This window comes from Halothece sp. PCC 7418, from assembly GCF_000317635.1.
GTDB lineage: Bacteria > Cyanobacteriota > Cyanobacteriia > Cyanobacteriales > Rubidibacteraceae > Halothece.
In genome coordinates this window covers 886035-903900 of record NC_019779.1, presented here as the reverse complement: position 1 = coordinate 903900, position 17866 = coordinate 886035, and the positions used below count along the sequence as shown (strand labels likewise).

Below are 17866 nucleotides of genomic sequence, written 5' to 3'. Positions count from 1 at the left end.
TACTAACGACTAACTAGGGATTGACTTGATTTTTCCTTCAGCGTCCCAGCCTCGAAGAGTTCCAATCTAAAGATCGATTAATCAAGTTTTTACGAATGAATTAGAACTGCTGTACAGTATAGCAATCCTAAATTGTCCCTCCTTTGCCCCCGTTGGAAACCTAAATTAGAACTGCTATATGCAGAACTAATTACTATATTTTAGATTTTGAGATGTGTGATCAAAACAGTTAGGATAGAAAAAGTGGAAACTCAAAAAGATAAGCAAGGAAGTGTGATTCTCGTTGTCGGACCCGCGAGTTCTGGTAAAAGTGAATGGGCGGAAAAATTGGCAAAAGCCTCAGCAAAGCCTGTTACCTATATTGCCACCGCGATCGCGCAGGCTGATGATCCAGCATGGCAAGAAAAAATCCAAAAACACGCTTCCCGTCGTCCGCCGTCTTGGTCAACCGCAGAAATTCCCACCGCCTTAGCCGACTATCTGAACCAAGAAACTGGTCAGAATTGCTTATTAATTGATTCTCTCGGAACGTGGGTTGCGAATCGTTTGGATGCGGATGATCTAGTGTGGGAAAAAACCGTAACTGAGTTTTTAGAGAGTCTTAAAAATACATCGGCTGAGGTGATTTTAGTGGGAGAAGAAACGGGATGGGGGGTGATTCCAGCGTATAAAAGTGGACGAATGTTTCGCGATCGATTGGGAAATTTAACCCGTCGCGTGGGTGAAATCGCAACAGAAGTTTACTTGGTGACGGGCGGTTATGCTTTACCCTTGAATCAAATCGGTCAACCCCTTAACTCAATCTAACGTCAGTCCAAATTTGGAGTCTTAAACATGGCATCGCAAGAACAAGTTAAACAATATCTCGCCTATTGGTTTTTGGTGGGAAAAGTCGTTTATATTCATAATGGTCAAGCAGTGAGAAAACCCGAATTGGTCATCGAGCGCGATCGGTTTTCCTCGGAATTTGAACAGTGTTGGCAAGAAATTCTTGCCCCTGAAAGTGGTCATTGTTACTTACAAGGAACAGATCAAACTGTGGAAGAATTACTCAGTTCCGATTGGGATCTTGAACCCTGCGCCCGTTGTCAAATGCCGATCCCGCTTAAAAACTCAGGGGTAAAAACGGGGCCCTGTCCTTGTGTGGATTTAGAAAATTGGCCCAACGATGACTTACCGCAACCTCACCTTCCCGTCAATAACCAACAACATTTACATGGAATTTCTAATCGGGTTCTCAATACTGATCACCTTGATCAGATTCGCACCTGTCTAGAAAGAACTCAACAACATTCTCCCAACTTCCCGAAACCAAACTCCTCAGAAACAGATTATTCTTATCAAGAAAATTACATGGAACAATGAACCAGTCTCATATTGTTGTCTTCGGTAGTCTGAATATGGATCTCTTAGCTAAAACCTCCCGTTTACCTTTAGCAGGAGAAACGATTACTGGAGACAAGTTTCAGATGATTCCAGGGGGAAAAGGGGCAAATCAGGCGATCGCGGTGTCTCGCTTAGGGATTCCGTGTCGGATGGTGGGGCGTGTGGGAAAAGATAGCTTTGGTGAAACGCTCCTTCAATCCTTACAAGACAATGACGTTGATACGACAGGGGTTTTAGTTGAAGAATCCGCTCACACTGGCGTTGCGATGATTACAGTCAATGAGCAGGGAGAAAATCAAATTATTGTCATTCCAGAAGCGAATGGAAACTTAGATGAATCGGATGTGGAACGGTTGCGCCCGCACTTAGAAGGAGCCCAATTTTTATTAATGCAGTTAGAAATTCCCATTGCGGTAGTTGGGGCTGCTGCAGAGTTAGCGCGATCGCTGGGTATTAAAGTGATTTTAGATCCCGCCCCTGCTCAAGAATTGCCCTTCCCCCTGTATAGCAATATTGATATTATTACCCCCAACGCCCTAGAAGCAGAAATACTAGTGGGTTTTCCTGTTACCGATACCGACTCCGCCCAACAAGCTGCAACTCAATTACAAAGTCAAGGCGTTAACACAGTCATGATTACCTTGGGGAAACAAGGAGTATATTGCGCTCACGGAGAAGAGAGCTTTTTTGTTCCCGCCTTTGATATCGAACCGATTATTGACACTGTTGCTGCTGGGGATGCGTTTAATGGCGGTTTAGCGGTCGCCTTATGTGGTGGAATGAATCTCCAACGATCAATTATTTGCGGTTCGGCTGCGGGGGCTTTAACCGTAACGAAAGCAGGGGCGCAATCGGCATTACCCAATTATGAAAGATTATATAAATTTTTAGGGGAGCGTGTCGGCTGGAAACCAGATTTAGAACTGCTATAGAAGCATGGTAACTCAATCCAATCCTTTAAATAAATGGCTTAATCTCAGTTGGGATCAACCCGAACGATCTTATAATCCAGATGTTAGAGACTTTTTAGCAAAATTATTGGATTATCCCAAAGATAAGGTTGTTACTGAAGATAAAGCAGGTGGCGGTTATCCTGATCTAAAACTTCTAACCCCTGAAAAAATAGCTTGGGTGGTTGGCGATTTAAAGAAAGACGACACAGAATTAACCACAGAAAGAGGACGGAGAAATCTATGGAATCAGAAGCGTAAATATATTGATGGCTTAACTCGCTATGTTTTGTTTTTAACCGCTAATTATCTTTGGGTCATTTTGCCAACAGGGGAAGCAATTCCAGAATTAGAAACCCCCCTAAATTTATCGGAATTTAATCTCGATGACCTGAAAGCAAAACTGCAATTTTTATCCTATGAAAAAGCCCAACACTCACAGCAATGGGAAACTTTTATTGCAGGTCAACTCCCTTTTGCTTACTTAAAGCTAGATGATTCTAATACTCAAAATCAATTACAAAAAGAGTTACAAACCAGTTTTTCTGAATTAACTGAAGCTGGCAATAATGCAATTATAAATTTACTCGAACAATATAAAGAATATCAAACTAAGGAACAGGAAATAAATCGTAATTTAGTTGATACAGGAGATGCACAGCGTCGGGCTTTAAACCGCATCAAAAGTCAGTTTAACTTTGAACGTTATCTCTTTAATGAAATTCTTCCTCAATTTGAAGACCAGTATGGACGAGAAGTTAGTGCCAAAAATCATAAGGAAACCCAACAAAGAATCCGTGAAGCCTTTATTGCTGATTCCGTTGCTGTATTAGTTGCCCGAGTTTTATTTCTCCGCTTAATTGAAGACTTAGAATTAGCAAAAAAACGGCGCTTATCCAATGGGGGACCACAAGATTGGGCAAAATTTGTGGAGCAGTTAACTGGAGATGCTCGCGCTTTGGTGCGCCTCGTTGCCGAAGATGTGGGACGAATTTATCAAGACCCCCTTGAGAATAATTTATTTGACTGGTTATATCATGCCAATGGAATGCTTGATGAAGCATTGCAACGTTTAATTTTACGATTGAATGCTTATGATTTTTCAGGCTTGTCGGAAGAAATTTTAGGCGATATCTATCAGTCTTTTCTACCCCCTGCGAAACGGAAACGGTTGGGAGAATTTTATACCCCTGCTTCCATCGTCAACTGGCTTTTAGATCAGACAGTATTCAGTCATGAACCAGGTAAATTACTTGATCCTGCTTGTGGGAGTGGGTCATTCTTGGTGCGTTATGTCCATCGTTGCTTAGAAGATGCTAGAAGCAGAGGATTAGATCAAGACGTAGTTTTGCAAGAGTTACAAGAAATGGTTTGGGGCTTTGATCTCAACCCATTTGCTGCCTTTATTAGTCATTTTCAAATCCTTTGGGCATTTCTTCGTTTTCAGCCCACTAAAAAACCGCCTACTATTCAAGTGTATAACTTAAATAGCCTTCTCCGTGATGCTGATTTAGTGCCTTTACTGGGTGAAGAATACTTATCCCCTGGTTCAATTGAACGAGATACTCAACAATGGAAATATATCGTTGGTAATCCGCCCTATATTCGCGCTGAGCGAGTTAAATACAATGAAGAAATGAAGGGGCTATGGCATCAAATTTGGGGACAAAATGCTGACACTGGGTTAGTTTTTCTCTATCGCGCTTTAACCGAGTCTCTAGAATCAGGCGGTTTTTTAGGAATGGTAGTTAGTGGCGGATATGCCAATTCCGAAGCTGCTGCTAAAGTCTGGAAATTGCTTTATCCACACGGAACTGCTGCTCTGAGAAAATTGGTTTGGTTAGAGTTTGCAGGTCAACTTTGGGATGCTAGTGTTATTCCGATGTTACTGGTAATCGAACGGACTCCTGCACAAGATAATGATGAAATAGAATTATATATCCCCTCTACTTGGCCCAGTGATGAACAACCAGCAACTGTTCAATATAAAGACTTTTTCGATGCCAAAATTAATCCCAGAGTAACTAAAATTGACCCGAGCAATACCAGAGAAGGTTTATGGGGAAACTATCTTTTACCCCTACTCGATCAAAAAGATATACCGATTTTGAAAAAACTATATCCCAATGGCAATAATGGACAAGAGAGCAATATTGTTGAACTGAAAGAAGCCGTTTCTCAGCAAATTAGTCGTAACAATCGCCCTTTTTGGTTTACCTATGGAATTCAGCGCGGAGGTGCAGAAGTGACTTCTGAACCCACAGGCGATAATTGTGTCCAAGTGATTGGGGGACGCAGTATCGCTGTCGGTTGGTCAGGAGAAGGAGATGGATGGGTTAATCTTGATACAGTCAGAGAAAGACCTTATGGAAAGTTAAGTTTATGGGGCGAGCAAACTCATCATTGTTTTATTGCAATTTCAGAATTAGGTCAAGCTCCTTTTGCATCTCTTGTTCAAGGAAATCATTACGCTGCAATCAATTCAGTTGTAGTAGCATTACCAAAGTCTAATTCCCCTACAGCAGAAGCAGTGACCGCTTATTTAAATAGTAAGTTGGTTCGTTATTACTGGTTGATTCGCTTACGAAGTGGTGTTCTTCCTGGAGGAGGTGCTCATATTTATCCCCGAACCTTAGAAGCCCTTCCTTGGGTGAAACATCTTGATCCTGAAATTGAACAGCAACTGACTGATAACTACAATGAGTTAGCCCGATTAGCCACTGTCGCCAAAAATAATCCTGATGAATGGCTACTGTCAGAAGTAGAAACTAGAATTGACCAGCAAAAGCCTTATAAACTCTCCGATCGCGCTTTAGGTTTAAACTTCTCAAATTGGACAACCAATGATGTTACAGTTCAGGAACTAACAGTGAATGATAATTTCATTCAAGCAGATTTGTTTTCATTTGCATTAGTAGATTCTGATCTCGCAGCACTCGTTTATAAGTTACTGACTTTAATCGGTGATGAGGAAACAAAAATTGGCAAGAAAACGATCCAAAAACTGCTGATTCCTCTAGACTACTCTGCATTAATGGAAGAATACCGACAGCGCATTGCTAACTTTCAGCAAGTGGAATCTGACTTTTTAGCTGTACTCGATAAAATCGACAACGCTGTTTATGAGATGTTCGGCTTAAGTGATGCGGAAAAAGCCCATATTAACTATCGACTCTCTAACTTTCCACTCAATCAACTCCAACCTCGCTATCCTTGGGACACCGTAAGGACAAGACCGATCAAAGCCTACACCGCAGATCGCTTTCAATAGTAGTGAGAGATCTTGATTTTTAGACTGAGTTGATGTATAAGCGCAGCAATTGTCACTTGGCTGACTTGATGACGACAATGCTGATGATTGATAGCTGCGTCGGGAAAGATTTTGCAAAAAGTTAAATGTTCCTTAATTCATGTTAATTAATAAAGCGGGCTGTGGTATCACTAAGTTAGGTCAATAAATAAGAATGACTTTCAATTACTAAGACGTTCTTTCCCATTGACTCATCTTAATGCCTGGCGCACTCACACCAAGCCAGTTCAGCATCTTGAAGGAAAAGGAAACGTAAATCATGCCTGACCAACCGCACCATGGACAACGACGACATCGTCATCACGGCGGAAAGCAAAACCACCATCACGATCGCGCGATTATGCCACTGGCAAAAGCTCAAGTCGATGACCAGGTTTGGATTGCAGGCTATGAAAGCAAAGATGGTGTCAATCGGTTGGTGGGGATGGGATTAGCGCCGGGGATGAAAATTAAAGTCCTGCAGAATCTTGCGGGAAATATTGTGGTCGGGGTTGGAGAGACCCGAATTGGCATTGATGGTGGCATGGCAAAGCGGATTCTCGTCTCAGATCAACCTTTTGATTACCTTGTGGAAGTACAAGAGGTAAATGATATGCAGTCGCAAAAAACAACATTGAAAGATCTCGAAGTTGATCAGCAAGGAAAAGTGGCTCGCTTTGACCAAATGGATGATGCCATCAAGAAAGCCTACAAAAAGAAATTATTAGCAATGGGGCTTACTCCAGGCACAGAGTTCACTGTGACTCGTGTTGCGCCTCTTGGTGATCCCGTTGAAATTCTGGTGCGAGGCTTCAAGTTGAGTCTGCGGAAGGAGGAAGCAGCAGCGCTGGTGGTTGAAGAACTCTCTGAGACCAGATAGCAGCACCTGACTAATAGACAGATGTTCCATGGAAGGTCTTTACTGAATTCTTTACTCAATGACTAAGGAAGAAATAACATGAAAAAACAGACCATTGCCTTAATTGGCAATCCCAATTGTGGCAAAACTACTCTCTTTAATGATCTCACGGGTACGAACCAGCGGACAGGGAATTGGCCTGGGGTGACCGTTGACCGCAAAGAAGGGAAATATCAATACGATGACACGGAAGTCACTGTAATTGATTTACCAGGGGTGTATTCCCTTGATGGCGAAGAGGAAGGCTCTGGACTCGATGAGATTATCGCCCGAGATTATCTCATGTCTGGAGAAGCGGATCTGGTGATTAATATTGTTGATGCGTCGAACTTGGAACGCAACCTTTATCTCACCACACAGATTATGGAAATGCGGGTGCCGATGGTGACCGCTCTCAATATGATGGATGTGGCGCGCGATCGCGCACTTGATATTGATGCAGACATTCTTTCCCAACACTTAGGGTGTTTTGTCATTCCCATCAGTGCATTTTTAGGAGAAGGCATTAATCTCCTCAGAAGTCGGATTAATGAATTTGTTGATAATCCTGGGAACTTACCCACTGTGATCGCTTACCCAGCGGTGATTGAAGATACTCTCAATCAACTTGAGCCGTTAGTGCAGGCAAAAGGAAAAAATCGTAAGATTTCCACGCGCTGGGTTGCCCTGAATCTTTTAGAATATGAAGACCGAGTTGCCCCAGAACTGAAAGGCAAAGAATTGGATCAAATTGTCGTTGAAAATCGACGCAAGATCCACCGACTCTTACACGAAGACATTGATATTATTGTTGCCGATAGTCGCTATGGCTTTATTCGCAGCTTAATTCAAAATGCGGTTAAACAGAAGCGTCAGGTGAGTCACACTAAATCGGATCAAATTGACCAATTTGTGCTTAACCGTTGGATTGGCATTCCTCTGTTTTTAGGGGTGATGTATTTAATGTTTTTCATTGCCATTAATATCGGAGGAGTGTTTATTGATTTCTTTGATATTTCCGTGGGAACTGTCTTTGTCGATGCCCCACAAGCCTGGTTAGAAGGAATCGGTGCGCCTGGTTTGCTCATTGGCTTTGTTACTGCTTTCGGCGGTGGTGTGCAAACGGTGGCGACGTTTATCCCGCAAATTGCCTTACTTTTTGTCATTCTGTCCATTTTGGAAGACTCGGGTTATATGGCAAGAGCAGCCTTTGTCATGGATAAGGTGATGCGCTTGATTGGTTTACCGGGGAAAGCGTTTGTGCCGATGCTGGTGGGATTTGGCTGTAATGTGCCGGCGATTATGGCAACACGAACCCTAGAAAATAAGCGCGATCGGTTGATGACCATCATGATGAACCCATTTATGTCTTGTGGGGCAAGACTGCCGGTTTACGCGCTCTTTGCTGCTGCGTTTTTCCCCCGTAACGGACAAAACTTGGTGTTTGGTCTTTATCTCATTGGGATTGCAGCAGCGGTCTTTACTGGGCTAGTGATGAAAAATACCATCATGCAAGGGGAAGCTGCCCCCTTTGTCATGGAATTACCCCCTTATCACATTCCAAAACCGAAAGGCGTGATGATTCGCGCTTGGGACAGATTAAAAGGATTTTTAGTCAGAGCGGGTAAAGTGATTGTACTGATGGTGCTGGTGTTGAGTTTCTTAAATTCCGTTGGTACCGATGGCTCTTTTGGTCAACAAGATAGTAAAGATTCTGTCCTTTCCGCTACAAGCCAAGCGGTCACCCCGATCTTTTCTCCTATGGGTGTGACTCAAGAAAATTGGCCCGCAACGGTTGGCATTTTTACAGGAGTGTTTGCGAAAGAAGCCATGGTCGGTTCTCTTGATTCCCTCTACAGTCAGTTGGCGCAAGAAGAGGCAGCAGCATCACAATCAGTAGAAGCAGAAGAACCTTTTCGCTTCTGGGCTGGTATTGGTGCAGCTTTTGCCAGTATTCCCGCTAATTTAGCGGATTTGGGTAATCAATTGCTCGATCCCTTGGGCTTAAGTGTCGGTGAAGTTCAAGATCCCACCACGGCTGCTGCTGAACAAGGAATCGCAGTGGGAACTTTTGGACAAATGTCACAACGTTTTAATAATACCCCTGCTGCCTTTGCTTATTTACTGTTTGTGCTCATGTACTTCCCTTGTGTGGCTGCAACGGGTGCAATCTACCGTGAAACAAATCTCGGTTGGACTCTGTTAGCTGCGGGTTGGACAACAGGTTTAGGCTATTGGGTGGCGAGTATGTTCTATCAAATTGCTACCTTTTCTCAGCATTCTGGTTTTTCGATCGCTTGGATTGTCGGCGGTGTGATTGTCATGGCAGGAACCATTTTCTTGCTCAAACTCTCGCGAAATTCTCGCGTAGCGCGATCGCGTTCTCAACAACACACTCAAACCACCACTGGTGCTTAAGTGGCTGGAACATGGGAGAACCGTTTAACAGCAGTGCTGTCTTCTGCAACCTCGCCCCCCGCGATGTTGTCTTCTCCCTCTTCTTCCTCTAATCGGAAATTCAGGATCGCGAGATTGCTGCACACACCGTTGAAAAGCCCGTAAATGATTTTGTTGGGAGGCGCGTTGTAAATTCAAAAAAACTCGCTGCACATCTGGATATTCTTCTGTCATCGCCAGCAATCGCTCATACATTTCCCCATTTTCAATTTCTGCTTGTACCCCAGCTTCACAGGCTGACAAGACCGAATCGGGCATTTCCACTCGGTCTTTCCAAGTATCTATGGGAATCGGAATTTGATACTTTTGAAATAAAGAAAATAAGGCTTGAATATGTCGTTCCTCTGATTGAATAATATTGACAAACGGTCGAATTTCACCAAACTTCTGCAGCACTAGCTGATAAGTTGCTCGTGCTTTATATTCATCATCAAGCGCTTCTTCCAGAGCTTGTTTTAATTTTTCTAACATCAGACCAACCTCATGCACAAATTGTTGCTAATTTAGAGTAGGTTATACTAATGATTTTAAAGGAACTACAAAACTTTGTCCTCAAACATCATCGTGTTTCTTTAGCAGAACTGGAGTTACATTTTCATATCGATGCAGATGCACTCCGACAAATGTTGAAGAAATTAATCCAAAAAAGAAGAGTCCGCCAGTTACCAATGGCTGAGAAGTGTGATGGCTGTACTTTCTGCAATCTTAAGGCAATTGAATTCTATGAATGGATTGATGAAGAACAAGAGCAACTTTCCAATGCTTCTCAACTGACGAACGATAGCTTTTCTTGTTCTACTGAGGTACGTCATGTGAAGCAATGAACATTATTGATGGATCTTTTATAATTCATTGTTAGTGACTGCAACTGGTATCCTAAAGACCACAGAACAGATAACAAAAATCAAGAATGTATCTCATAATAGTAGAAACTGCTATAGCGATCCTAAATCATTTGTAACAAGTTGATTAACCGTTCCCCCTTTTCTAAGGGGGGCTAGGGGGGATTAATTTACAATTCATTTGGGATTGCTATATAAGCGAGAAGTAAATATGGAATAATTGTACACGATTGTCAAAAAAATCATTAAATTTTGATCATTTCAACCCAAATTGTGATTAGTGAAAAAAGGAGATTACTTGAGCAATGACCACAACTACAGCCAATAATGAGTTAAATACGGTTTCTCCAGAAGATGCTGCTTCTCAAGTCGGCTCATTCTTAAGAGAACATGGGGAAGTGGAAACAATTCTTCCCGTCGTGATTGGATTATTTGTCACCAGTCGCTTTCAACTGCGCGGGGCAAATGCGTTATTAGTAAATTTGTTAGTTGCCAGTGTCGTGCGCCAAGTGTTTACGCAACTGAAAGAACAAGCGCCCCAACTGACTGCGGAAACAGAAGCGACTGCCCAGAAAGAACAAACAACTGATGGAGAAATCAATTTACAAGGTTACGCGATCGCGCACGCTGTACCTGGACGAGTGCGGTTACGGATGCCTCAGCTTGCCATTGATGCCGAGTTTGCCCAAGCCTTGCAATCCGCTTTAGATGCAGACGAATATGTCAGTAAAGTGCGAGTTAATCGCCCTGCTGCTTCTATTGCCATTAATTACAACAATCAAGGGCTTTCCGAGTGGGAGTTAGGACTGCGTTTAATGAGTATTATCAACACCATCCAGCAAGATCATCAAGTGTCTCAACCCGTTTCTAATTAGCCACTAGAAATGCTGCACTGCCCATAAACAATTCCCGACTCACCTTCGCGCTTATGCACATCCATCCTCTAGAAGAAAAGACAAGCCTTCCCCCCCTTGAAAATGGTGATCGTCGCAGGAAGGATTAAACTCGTCGCAACATTCGGGGTTTGTGAAACAGTTGTCTGAGTAGTGAGTTGCGCGATCGATAGACTGATCAAAGCAGGCATCAAAACCCAACTGAGTCAGTCAAGAGCCGATTCAAATCGGGTAAAATCGATCTAATAAAAATTGCTCTCCCTGTTAATAGTCAAAGATTACGCCTTCGGAAAACGGAAGGCGCCTGCTTTGACCGTTGGTCAAGGGCGGAGAAACAGGATATAGAGTTATGGTGCAAGTCCCAGAAAAAACAATCACATTGGAGGAGTTTCTAAAACAACCAGAAACTAAACCAGCTAGTGAATACATTAACGGACAGATTATTCAAAAGCCCATGCCACAGGGAAAACATAGTATTCTTCAATGTGAGTTGGTAAATACCATTAATGCATTTGTCAAAAAACAACGCATTGCTCACGCTTTTCCTGAGTTACGCTGTACTTTTGGCGGAAGTTCCGTTGTCCCTGATGTTACGGTTTTTGCTTGGGAACGCATTCCCGTTGATGAGAGTGGCGATATTGCCAATGTCTTTCCGCTTCCCCCAGATTGGATTGTTGAAATCCTTTCTCCAGACCAAAGTTCAACTCGCGTAACGGGAATCATTTTACACTGTCTGAACTATGGCGCTCAAATGGGTTGGTTGATTGATCCCAAGGCGCGATCGATTCTCATTTTCCCGCAAGGGGGACAGCCCCAAATACTCGAAGACCCAAAAGAGATATTGCCAGTTCCTGATTTAGTGGCTGATTTAAGTTTAAGTGTCGGCGATCTCTTTGGCTGGTTGAAATTGTAGCATTTATTAGTCATTTAATTTTTCAGGAGGCGTAAGCCATTCAGCGTCACCAGCAAGGTTGAACCTTCATGTCCAAAAACGCCAGCAGGAAGGGTTAATTCTCCGAGAAAGTTGGCAATCATTAATAAACCGATCGAGGTTAAAGCAAGGGTAATATTTTGCGTGGTGATACGCTGTGATTTTTTTCCAATGCGAATCGCTTGCTCTAATTTTCCTAATCGATCCGCCATCAGCACAATATCGGCGGTTTCGAGAGCAACATCACTGCCGATTCCGCCCATGGCAATGCCTACATCTGCTTGCGCTAAGGCGGGGGCATCGTTAATCCCATCACCCACCATCGCAACGGTGTAATGGGGTTGTAATTCCTTGACTATCTCAACTTTATCTTCTGGCAGAAGATTCGCATAGACTCGATCGAGGCAAAGACTAGCAGCAACAGTTTGTGCAGTGGTGCTTTGATCGCCAGTGAGCATAATTGTTTCCTTAATCCCCATCTCTTTGAGCTTTGTTAGTAACTGTTGCGCTTGGGGATGAATTTGATCGGCAACGGCTAAGATGCCCAAGAGTTGATGTTCTTGAACGACCCAAACGATACTACAACCTTGATCGGCTAACTGTTCACTTTTTGCCTCGATGTCGCGAAGCGACCGCCCTTCTTGCCTCGCGCGATCGACCTCAATTTCTTCGGTCAAGACAAATTGTTTTTTGCCCACTGTGACTGATTTCCCCGCAATCTGCCCGATAATTCCTTGTCCTACTTTTGCCTGAACCTCGATCGCGCCCAGTAAAGACAAATTCTCAGCTTCAGCAGCTTGTAAAATTGCATCGCCAATGGGATGTTCTGAGTAGGCTTCTAAGGAAGCAGCAATTTGTAAGAGTTCTGCTTTAGTCGTATTTGAGGAAGGAATGACCTGTTTCAGTTGCAATTGACCTGTGGTGAGCGTTCCTGTCTTATCAAACGCGATCGCGCTGATTTTGCCGATCGTTTCTAATTGTGCGCCATCTTTGAATAAAATGCCATCTCTTGCCCCACGAGCAATCCCAGAGAGTAAAGTGGGCATAATTGCAGCCATCAACGCACAGGGGGAAGCAACCACCAGAAACACTAACGCCCGATAAATAGTTGTTTCCCAATCCCAAGCGAAAACCAAAGGCGGAAGCGTTGCCAAACCCACACCCACAAAAACAATGACTCGGGCATAACGACGCTCAAATTGTTCCAGAAACTGCTGGGAAGGAGGCTGAGAGGTTTTTGCTTCTTCCACTAATTGAATCACACGCTGAATCAGACTGCTTTCGGGGGGTTTATGCAGTTCAATGGTTAGCGCCCCATTGCCATTAATTGTTCCCGCGAAGACTTCATCCGCGACTTGCTTTTCCACAGGAATCGATTCTCCTGTAATTGGCGCTTGGTTCACTGTACTAAACCCTTGTTGAATAATGCCATCAGTGGGGAACATTTCCCCGGGTTTGACTAAAACGCGATCGCCGATTTGCAACTGTTCAGTGGGAACAATCATTTCCCGTCCTTCCTTGAACAGTCTGGCGGTATCAGGGGTGAGTTCCATCAAACTGCGAATATTACGCTCAGTGCGCTGCATGGCGATGTCTTCTAAAGCGCCACTGGTGGCAAAAATTAAAATGAGAACCGCCCCATCCACTAAAAGATAATAATCCTCTTGCCACAGCCCCAAAATGGCAGCCCCTAAAGCAGCAATAATCATCAGCAAGTCCACATCTAGTTCCTGTTCTTGCCAAAGGGTTGTGACTCCTTCACGGGCGTTTTCGTAACCGCCGATAATATACGCTGCTACCAATAACCAAACCCCTAATCCGAGGAGATTGCCACTGAAAGCCAGCCAACCGAGGAACGTCAAGACAGCACAAGCCACAGGTGGGATAGCTTCGGGATAATTTTTAATCCAATTTGGGAGTTTTCTTGCTTCTATTAACTCACTAACCATTGTTTAATCACTCACTAACCATTTTTCATAGGAAATGCCAACAAGTCTGCTGCATAGGAATCCCCCCTAACCCCCCCTTTGAAAGGGGGGAATAAGTGAATCGGTGTGTGGCAGGATTTATTGTGTTTCATATCACGAACCATTTTAAAAGTCAGTCTTCATTAGCTTATTTATGATAAACTTTGACATTGATGTGAAGGTCAAGGAATTAATGCTGACCATTAAACAACTCACTGCAGCCGTGGGCGATCGCGCGACTCCACGTATGGTTCGCCACTATCACCAAATTGGTTTAATGCCCCCTCCGCAGCGTTCGGAAAGCAACTATCGCCTCTACACAGAAGCGGATGTGCAACGGTTGCAACGCATTATTGCCCTGAAAGAACAGGGATTCCAACTTTCTCACATTAAACAGATTTTGGAAGAAGATGCTAATCCAGACTCAGATTCTCTATTGCAAAAGTTACAGCAACAATATCAGACGGTTTTACAGCAACTGGTGAAATGGCGCAAAACCGCGATCGCGCTGGAGGGATTATTAGGGAGAGATACCGCTTGTCAATCGCACCAGGGAGAAGCTCTAGCCCAACTGCGACGCTTGCAAGCAGAAACAGAAACCGCGCGATCGTTAAGCGAAGCCCTTTGGGAAAACTTAGATGCAACGGTTTATGACCATCCTGAGAATTTTCAGCAGGCTTTGCAGTATTTGTTACCTGATCTATCTCAGCGCTCGGAAATCGAAGTCGATATTTTATCTCATTTAGTCTTAGCTTGCGGAGATGTCAGTTTAGCTGCCTTTATTCGTCTCAGCCCCGATCTGATTAAAGCAGCCAGAGAAAGCCTCAGCGCTGGCTGTAAAATTGTTACGGATGTTCCTGCCGTTCTCAATACCCTCGATCAGACTCGCTTGACTCATTTGGGCTGTGAATGGGTTTCTTTAATGGACGATCCTCACCTGGATAGTGCTGCTGATGCAGAAACAGAGTTTTGGCAAAATCAAAATTGGCAACAACATCTCGCCGAACAAGTTGAAGGGAACTTATGGGTAATTGGTTACGCGCCCTCTGTGTTGCTCAAACTCTGTGAATGGGTAGAAACGCACAATTGTCAACCTGCCCTAGTGATTGGACTGCCCATTGGCTTTAGTCATGCCCCAGCAGCGAAACGACGACTGATGCAGCTACCAATTCCCTATCTGACCAGTGAAAGCGCTCTGGGTGGGGGGTTACTCGCAGCAGTTGCCCTGAATCGACTCGCAGCCTCTCTCCTAGAAAAGCCCAATTGTCACTGTTATTTGGAGAGAGTAATGTCTTCCTTTCCAAATGGAGGCTCAGGAGGGACTCTTAACGGTGAGGGAGAGTAACTGGTCACTACGATCAATTAAGGGGGACAAGGGAAAAAACACCAGTTCCCTCATCCCTGAATATAACATTGATCACTGACCACTGAGCCTAGTTCGCAAAAGCACTAAAAGGAAACCAAAAGATGACCGTCATCCAAAAACTTTGCCCCTTTTACTGGTTGCCCTTTTAAGGGGGGAGGAAGTTGGATATTTCGACGTTGGTCACCTGCATCAATGGTGATTTCCTGTTGAGTTTGGGGTTGCGTGAGTTTAATCTGTTCTTTGCTGAACCCTGGCAAAAACACTTTAACACTGCGTTGAGTGCGATCAATCTCAACTGTGGGTGGAGCTTGGCTGACAGCACCGAGTAAGTCGGGTAAAGCCTTCCCTAAGACTTCCCATTGTCCAGGTTCGACGGATGGTAAAGGAGTGACGGGTAAAGGAGAAAATTCCGACTGTACTACTTGTCGGACTTCTGTTTCCTGATTCAGTAAGGCCCCAGCAATCATCAGTCCACTTTGTTGAGCACTTCCCCAAAGGAATTTCGCGCTTTTCAAACTATAGGGATGATCTGCGGTGACCAGATACCCCGCAACCTTCCCTTCCCTGAGAGCGTTTTTCCCTCGTTCCAGCATTTGATTGGCTTGGTTGGCATCAGGATTATCTGTTAAATCCTCGGCTGTCCAAGTGACATTTAAGATGGCACTACTCAGAGGTTGAATAAAGGGAGAGATGGCTTTGCCGAGATCCGAGTTGAGAAATAAATCTCGAAAACGGCGCACATACCAACTGAGATGTTCGGGAATGGCAAACATCCGCAGGGTACTTAAATCGCCAGCACCATCAAAGATGATGACATCATAGTCCCCACTTTCGTAATATTCCCGGAGGGCATTGAGGGCGAGGGCTTGTTCCATGCCAGGGAGAACCGCAAGTTCTTGCCCATAAACCTCTTTCAGCAAGGGAGAACGCAGATATTGCGCTTCCACATTCTTCACCTCTTCCCAGCTTTTTTCCAAGAGCAGTGTCGCCCCCAAATTAACTGCCCAAAATTGGCTCGCTATACGGGTGGGTGTGCTACTGAGGGGAGTTTCTAAAAAAAGCTCCGTTGTCGGGTCTTGAGTGGCTAAAAGCACTCGCTTTCCACTTTGGGAAAGTTGATAAGCAGCAGCGATCGCGATCGCGCTTCGACCGCTGCCCCCTTTGCCAAGAAACGTTAAAATCATTTGCAATTAGCTCTTCACAGCTTCTTCCACAGGTTTGAGTTCATCTTCAAAGAACCAACTTGTGGAATGATCATCAAAGACAACAACTGCGCCGACACCGCTACCATCAGTCATTTTAAAGTCTTGAATGGTTCCCACCTTGCCGAGTTTACCAACAATGTCATTAGAAACGCGATCGCGCAAGCGAAATACTTTAACCTTTTGTCCGATTTCCATCGATATCCTCCCAATGAAATTTTCATTCCACAGTATATCGAATCCCCAGCGTTTTTGATATTGCTTTTCGGGTTGCGCGATCGCGCTCAGGAGTTGAGGTGGAAGCGATGAAGCGTCATAAACCGTAAGCTCAGACGTAAGTCGGCTTGCGCGTAGTTCATGAAAATGCTAGAAGAAAAAAGCATCATTCTCTTTCAAAAATTCAGTTAAACCTCATGGCTTCTTTACCTCACGAACGTCCGAAAAAATTATCTCTCGGATGGTTAGAACAAGAAATTTTAGAGATTGTTTGGGAGTTAGGTTGCACTAGTGTGAAGGCAATTCATGAGCGGATTTTGAGCGATCCCGACCGAGAACTCGCTTATACTTCAGTAACCACTGTCTTACAACGACTTAATCAGAAAGGTTGGCTCAAATGTCATAAAAAAGGACGGGTGTTTTACTGGGAAGCAAAGTTTTCTCGGGAAGAAGCGCAAGCGCTCAAGGCTTACGAACAGTTAAACCAGTTTTTAGCCGTGAGTGATCCTGAGTTAGTCGCCTCATTTGCGGATCGGTTGGATCTCGAGAGTTTAGAACAACTTGACGCGATCGCGCTGCGGTTAAGATCCATTCGCCAACAACGGGAGGAACAAGACTAATGCACACGATTATGATTCTCATGGCTTTAGGCGGTGCAATCATCATCCGTTGGCTGTGGTCGCCAGATCTCCTCAACTATACCCAACGCTGGCAACGAACCCTCTTTTATTTTCTCTTTCCTCCCTTATTACTGCTAATGACTGCCATTGCGGTGTTAGGGATGGGACAACATGGCAAAATGTTAGGGCTAGAAAATAGTCATCTCAGTTATGGGTTAACGGTGTTATTTGTCGGTTTTGCCTTCTTCACTTTACTCTGGCAAGGTTATAAGGGAGCGCGATCGCGCCAAAACTTGCCCCAGAATCCACAAAGCACCCTGTCTGGTGATCAAGCCTATATTCTCCCGCTTACTGTTCCTTACAGTGCTCAAATGGGGTGGTGGCACTCAAAACTGGTCATCAGTGAAGGATTACTCTCGCTTCTGGATCAAGAACAACTCGAAGCGGTCATTGCCCACGAACAAGCCCATCTCCACTATCGAGATACATTCTGGTTTTTCTGGCTGGGCTGGATTTATCAAATGACAGCTTGGTTACCCAACAGCAGGCAACTGTGGGAAGAATTACTCCTATTGCGAGAACTCCGTGCAGACTGGAAAGCAGCGCAAACTGTCGATCCGATTCTCTTGGCAGAATCGTTGGTTACTGTAGCGAAGTTTACGGTTCGTTATCCCGAGGTGGGTTGTGCAGCCCTCAGTTGTACCGCTAACAAAAGTCGTCTTGAAGAACGGATTGAAGCCTTAATCAATGAAGAAGAAGTGGTCAGTCCTCCCCTCGTTCTTTTAGGGCGAGAACTGGTTTGGTCATTAACCCCTTTGATTACTATGCCTTGGCATCACTCTTGAGAAA

Annotated in this window: 16 protein-coding genes; 12 read left to right on the top strand and 4 right to left on the bottom strand. The window is 44.2% G+C overall.

Going from position 1 to position 17866, the window contains the following annotated elements; translation table 11 throughout:
* Positions 1-243: 243 nt before the first annotated feature.
* From cobU to feoB, 6 genes are all read left to right on the top strand, one after another.
* Positions 244-807: a bifunctional adenosylcobinamide kinase/adenosylcobinamide-phosphate guanylyltransferase gene (cobU, locus tag PCC7418_RS04140; RefSeq protein WP_015224922.1), complete on the top strand. Its 564-nt coding sequence runs from the start codon at positions 244-246 to the stop codon at positions 805-807.
* A gap of 27 nt (positions 808-834) precedes the next feature.
* Positions 835-1365, top strand: a complete 531-nt coding sequence (locus PCC7418_RS04135; RefSeq protein WP_015224921.1) for a hypothetical protein — start codon at positions 835-837, stop codon at positions 1363-1365.
* Complete coding sequence (gene rbsK, locus PCC7418_RS04130; protein WP_015224920.1) at positions 1362-2318, top strand: ribokinase; 957 nt, start codon at positions 1362-1364, stop codon at positions 2316-2318. Before PCC7418_RS04135 ends, rbsK begins: the two co-directional genes overlap by 4 nt.
* A gap of 4 nt (positions 2319-2322) precedes the next feature.
* Positions 2323-5607 (top strand): N-6 DNA methylase, encoded by a 3285-nt coding sequence (locus PCC7418_RS04125; RefSeq protein ID WP_015224919.1) that lies wholly within the window; start codon positions 2323-2325, stop codon positions 5605-5607.
* 298 nt (positions 5608-5905) lie between these two features.
* Entirely contained in the window at positions 5906-6505 is a 600-nt protein-coding gene (locus tag PCC7418_RS04120; RefSeq protein WP_015224918.1) for a FeoA family protein, read from the top strand.
* A 78-nt stretch (positions 6506-6583) separates the two neighbouring features.
* Positions 6584-8941: a Fe(2+) transporter permease subunit FeoB gene (feoB, locus tag PCC7418_RS04115; RefSeq protein ID WP_015224917.1), complete on the top strand. Its 2358-nt coding sequence runs from the start codon at positions 6584-6586 to the stop codon at positions 8939-8941.
* Between the two features lie 24 nt (positions 8942-8965).
* Here feoB and PCC7418_RS04110 read toward each other — a convergent pair whose 3' ends face one another.
* Positions 8966-9451 (bottom strand): DUF2202 domain-containing protein, encoded by a 486-nt coding sequence (locus PCC7418_RS04110; protein ID WP_015224916.1) that lies wholly within the window; start codon positions 9449-9451, stop codon positions 8966-8968.
* A 50-nt stretch (positions 9452-9501) separates the two neighbouring features.
* Here PCC7418_RS04110 and PCC7418_RS04105 point away from each other — a divergent pair, with 50 nt between their 5' ends.
* The 3 genes from PCC7418_RS04105 to PCC7418_RS04095 all read left to right on the top strand — a co-directional run bounded on the left by PCC7418_RS04105 (position 9502) and on the right by PCC7418_RS04095 (position 11628).
* A complete protein-coding gene (locus PCC7418_RS04105) occupies positions 9502-9804 on the top strand; it encodes a FeoC-like transcriptional regulator (protein ID WP_015224915.1) in 303 nt (100 codons plus the stop codon).
* Positions 9805-10127: 323 nt separating this feature from the next.
* Entirely contained in the window at positions 10128-10697 is a 570-nt protein-coding gene (locus PCC7418_RS04100) for an HMA2 domain-containing protein (RefSeq protein ID WP_015224914.1), read from the top strand.
* A gap of 367 nt (positions 10698-11064) precedes the next feature.
* On the top strand, positions 11065-11628 hold the full coding sequence (locus PCC7418_RS04095; protein ID WP_015224913.1) for a Uma2 family endonuclease: 564 nt from the start codon (positions 11065-11067) through the stop codon (positions 11626-11628).
* Positions 11629-11642: 14 nt separating this feature from the next.
* Here the strand turns inward: PCC7418_RS04095 and PCC7418_RS04090 are convergent, their stop codons facing one another.
* Positions 11643-13595: a heavy metal translocating P-type ATPase gene (locus PCC7418_RS04090; protein ID WP_015224912.1), complete on the bottom strand. Its 1953-nt coding sequence runs from the start codon at positions 13593-13595 to the stop codon at positions 11643-11645.
* Between the two features lie 172 nt (positions 13596-13767).
* On the opposite strand from PCC7418_RS04090, the gene PCC7418_RS04085 reads away from it, so the two are divergent.
* Positions 13768-14958 carry a precorrin-8X methylmutase gene (locus PCC7418_RS04085; RefSeq protein ID WP_015224911.1) on the top strand — a complete coding sequence of 397 codons (1191 nt, stop codon included), beginning with the start codon at positions 13768-13770 and terminating at the stop codon, positions 14956-14958.
* Between the two features lie 104 nt (positions 14959-15062).
* On the opposite strand, the gene PCC7418_RS04080 is transcribed toward PCC7418_RS04085, so the two are convergent.
* Positions 15063-16169, bottom strand: coding sequence for an ArsA family ATPase (locus PCC7418_RS04080; RefSeq protein ID WP_041596142.1), 1107 nt, complete (start codon positions 16167-16169; stop codon positions 15063-15065).
* Positions 16170-16379, bottom strand: coding sequence for a DUF2862 domain-containing protein (locus tag PCC7418_RS04075; RefSeq protein ID WP_015224909.1), 210 nt, complete (start codon positions 16377-16379; stop codon positions 16170-16172).
* Between the two features lie 215 nt (positions 16380-16594).
* On the opposite strand from PCC7418_RS04075, the gene PCC7418_RS04070 reads away from it, so the two are divergent.
* Together PCC7418_RS04070 and PCC7418_RS04065 are read left to right on the top strand one after the other, a co-directional pair.
* Complete coding sequence (locus PCC7418_RS04070; protein WP_015224908.1) at positions 16595-17017, top strand: BlaI/MecI/CopY family transcriptional regulator; 423 nt, start codon at positions 16595-16597, stop codon at positions 17015-17017.
* Complete coding sequence (locus tag PCC7418_RS04065) at positions 17017-17862, top strand: M56 family metallopeptidase (protein ID WP_015224907.1); 846 nt, start codon at positions 17017-17019, stop codon at positions 17860-17862. The genes PCC7418_RS04070 and PCC7418_RS04065 overlap by 1 nt, the downstream gene beginning before the upstream one ends.
* Positions 17863-17866: the final 4 nt, after the last annotated feature.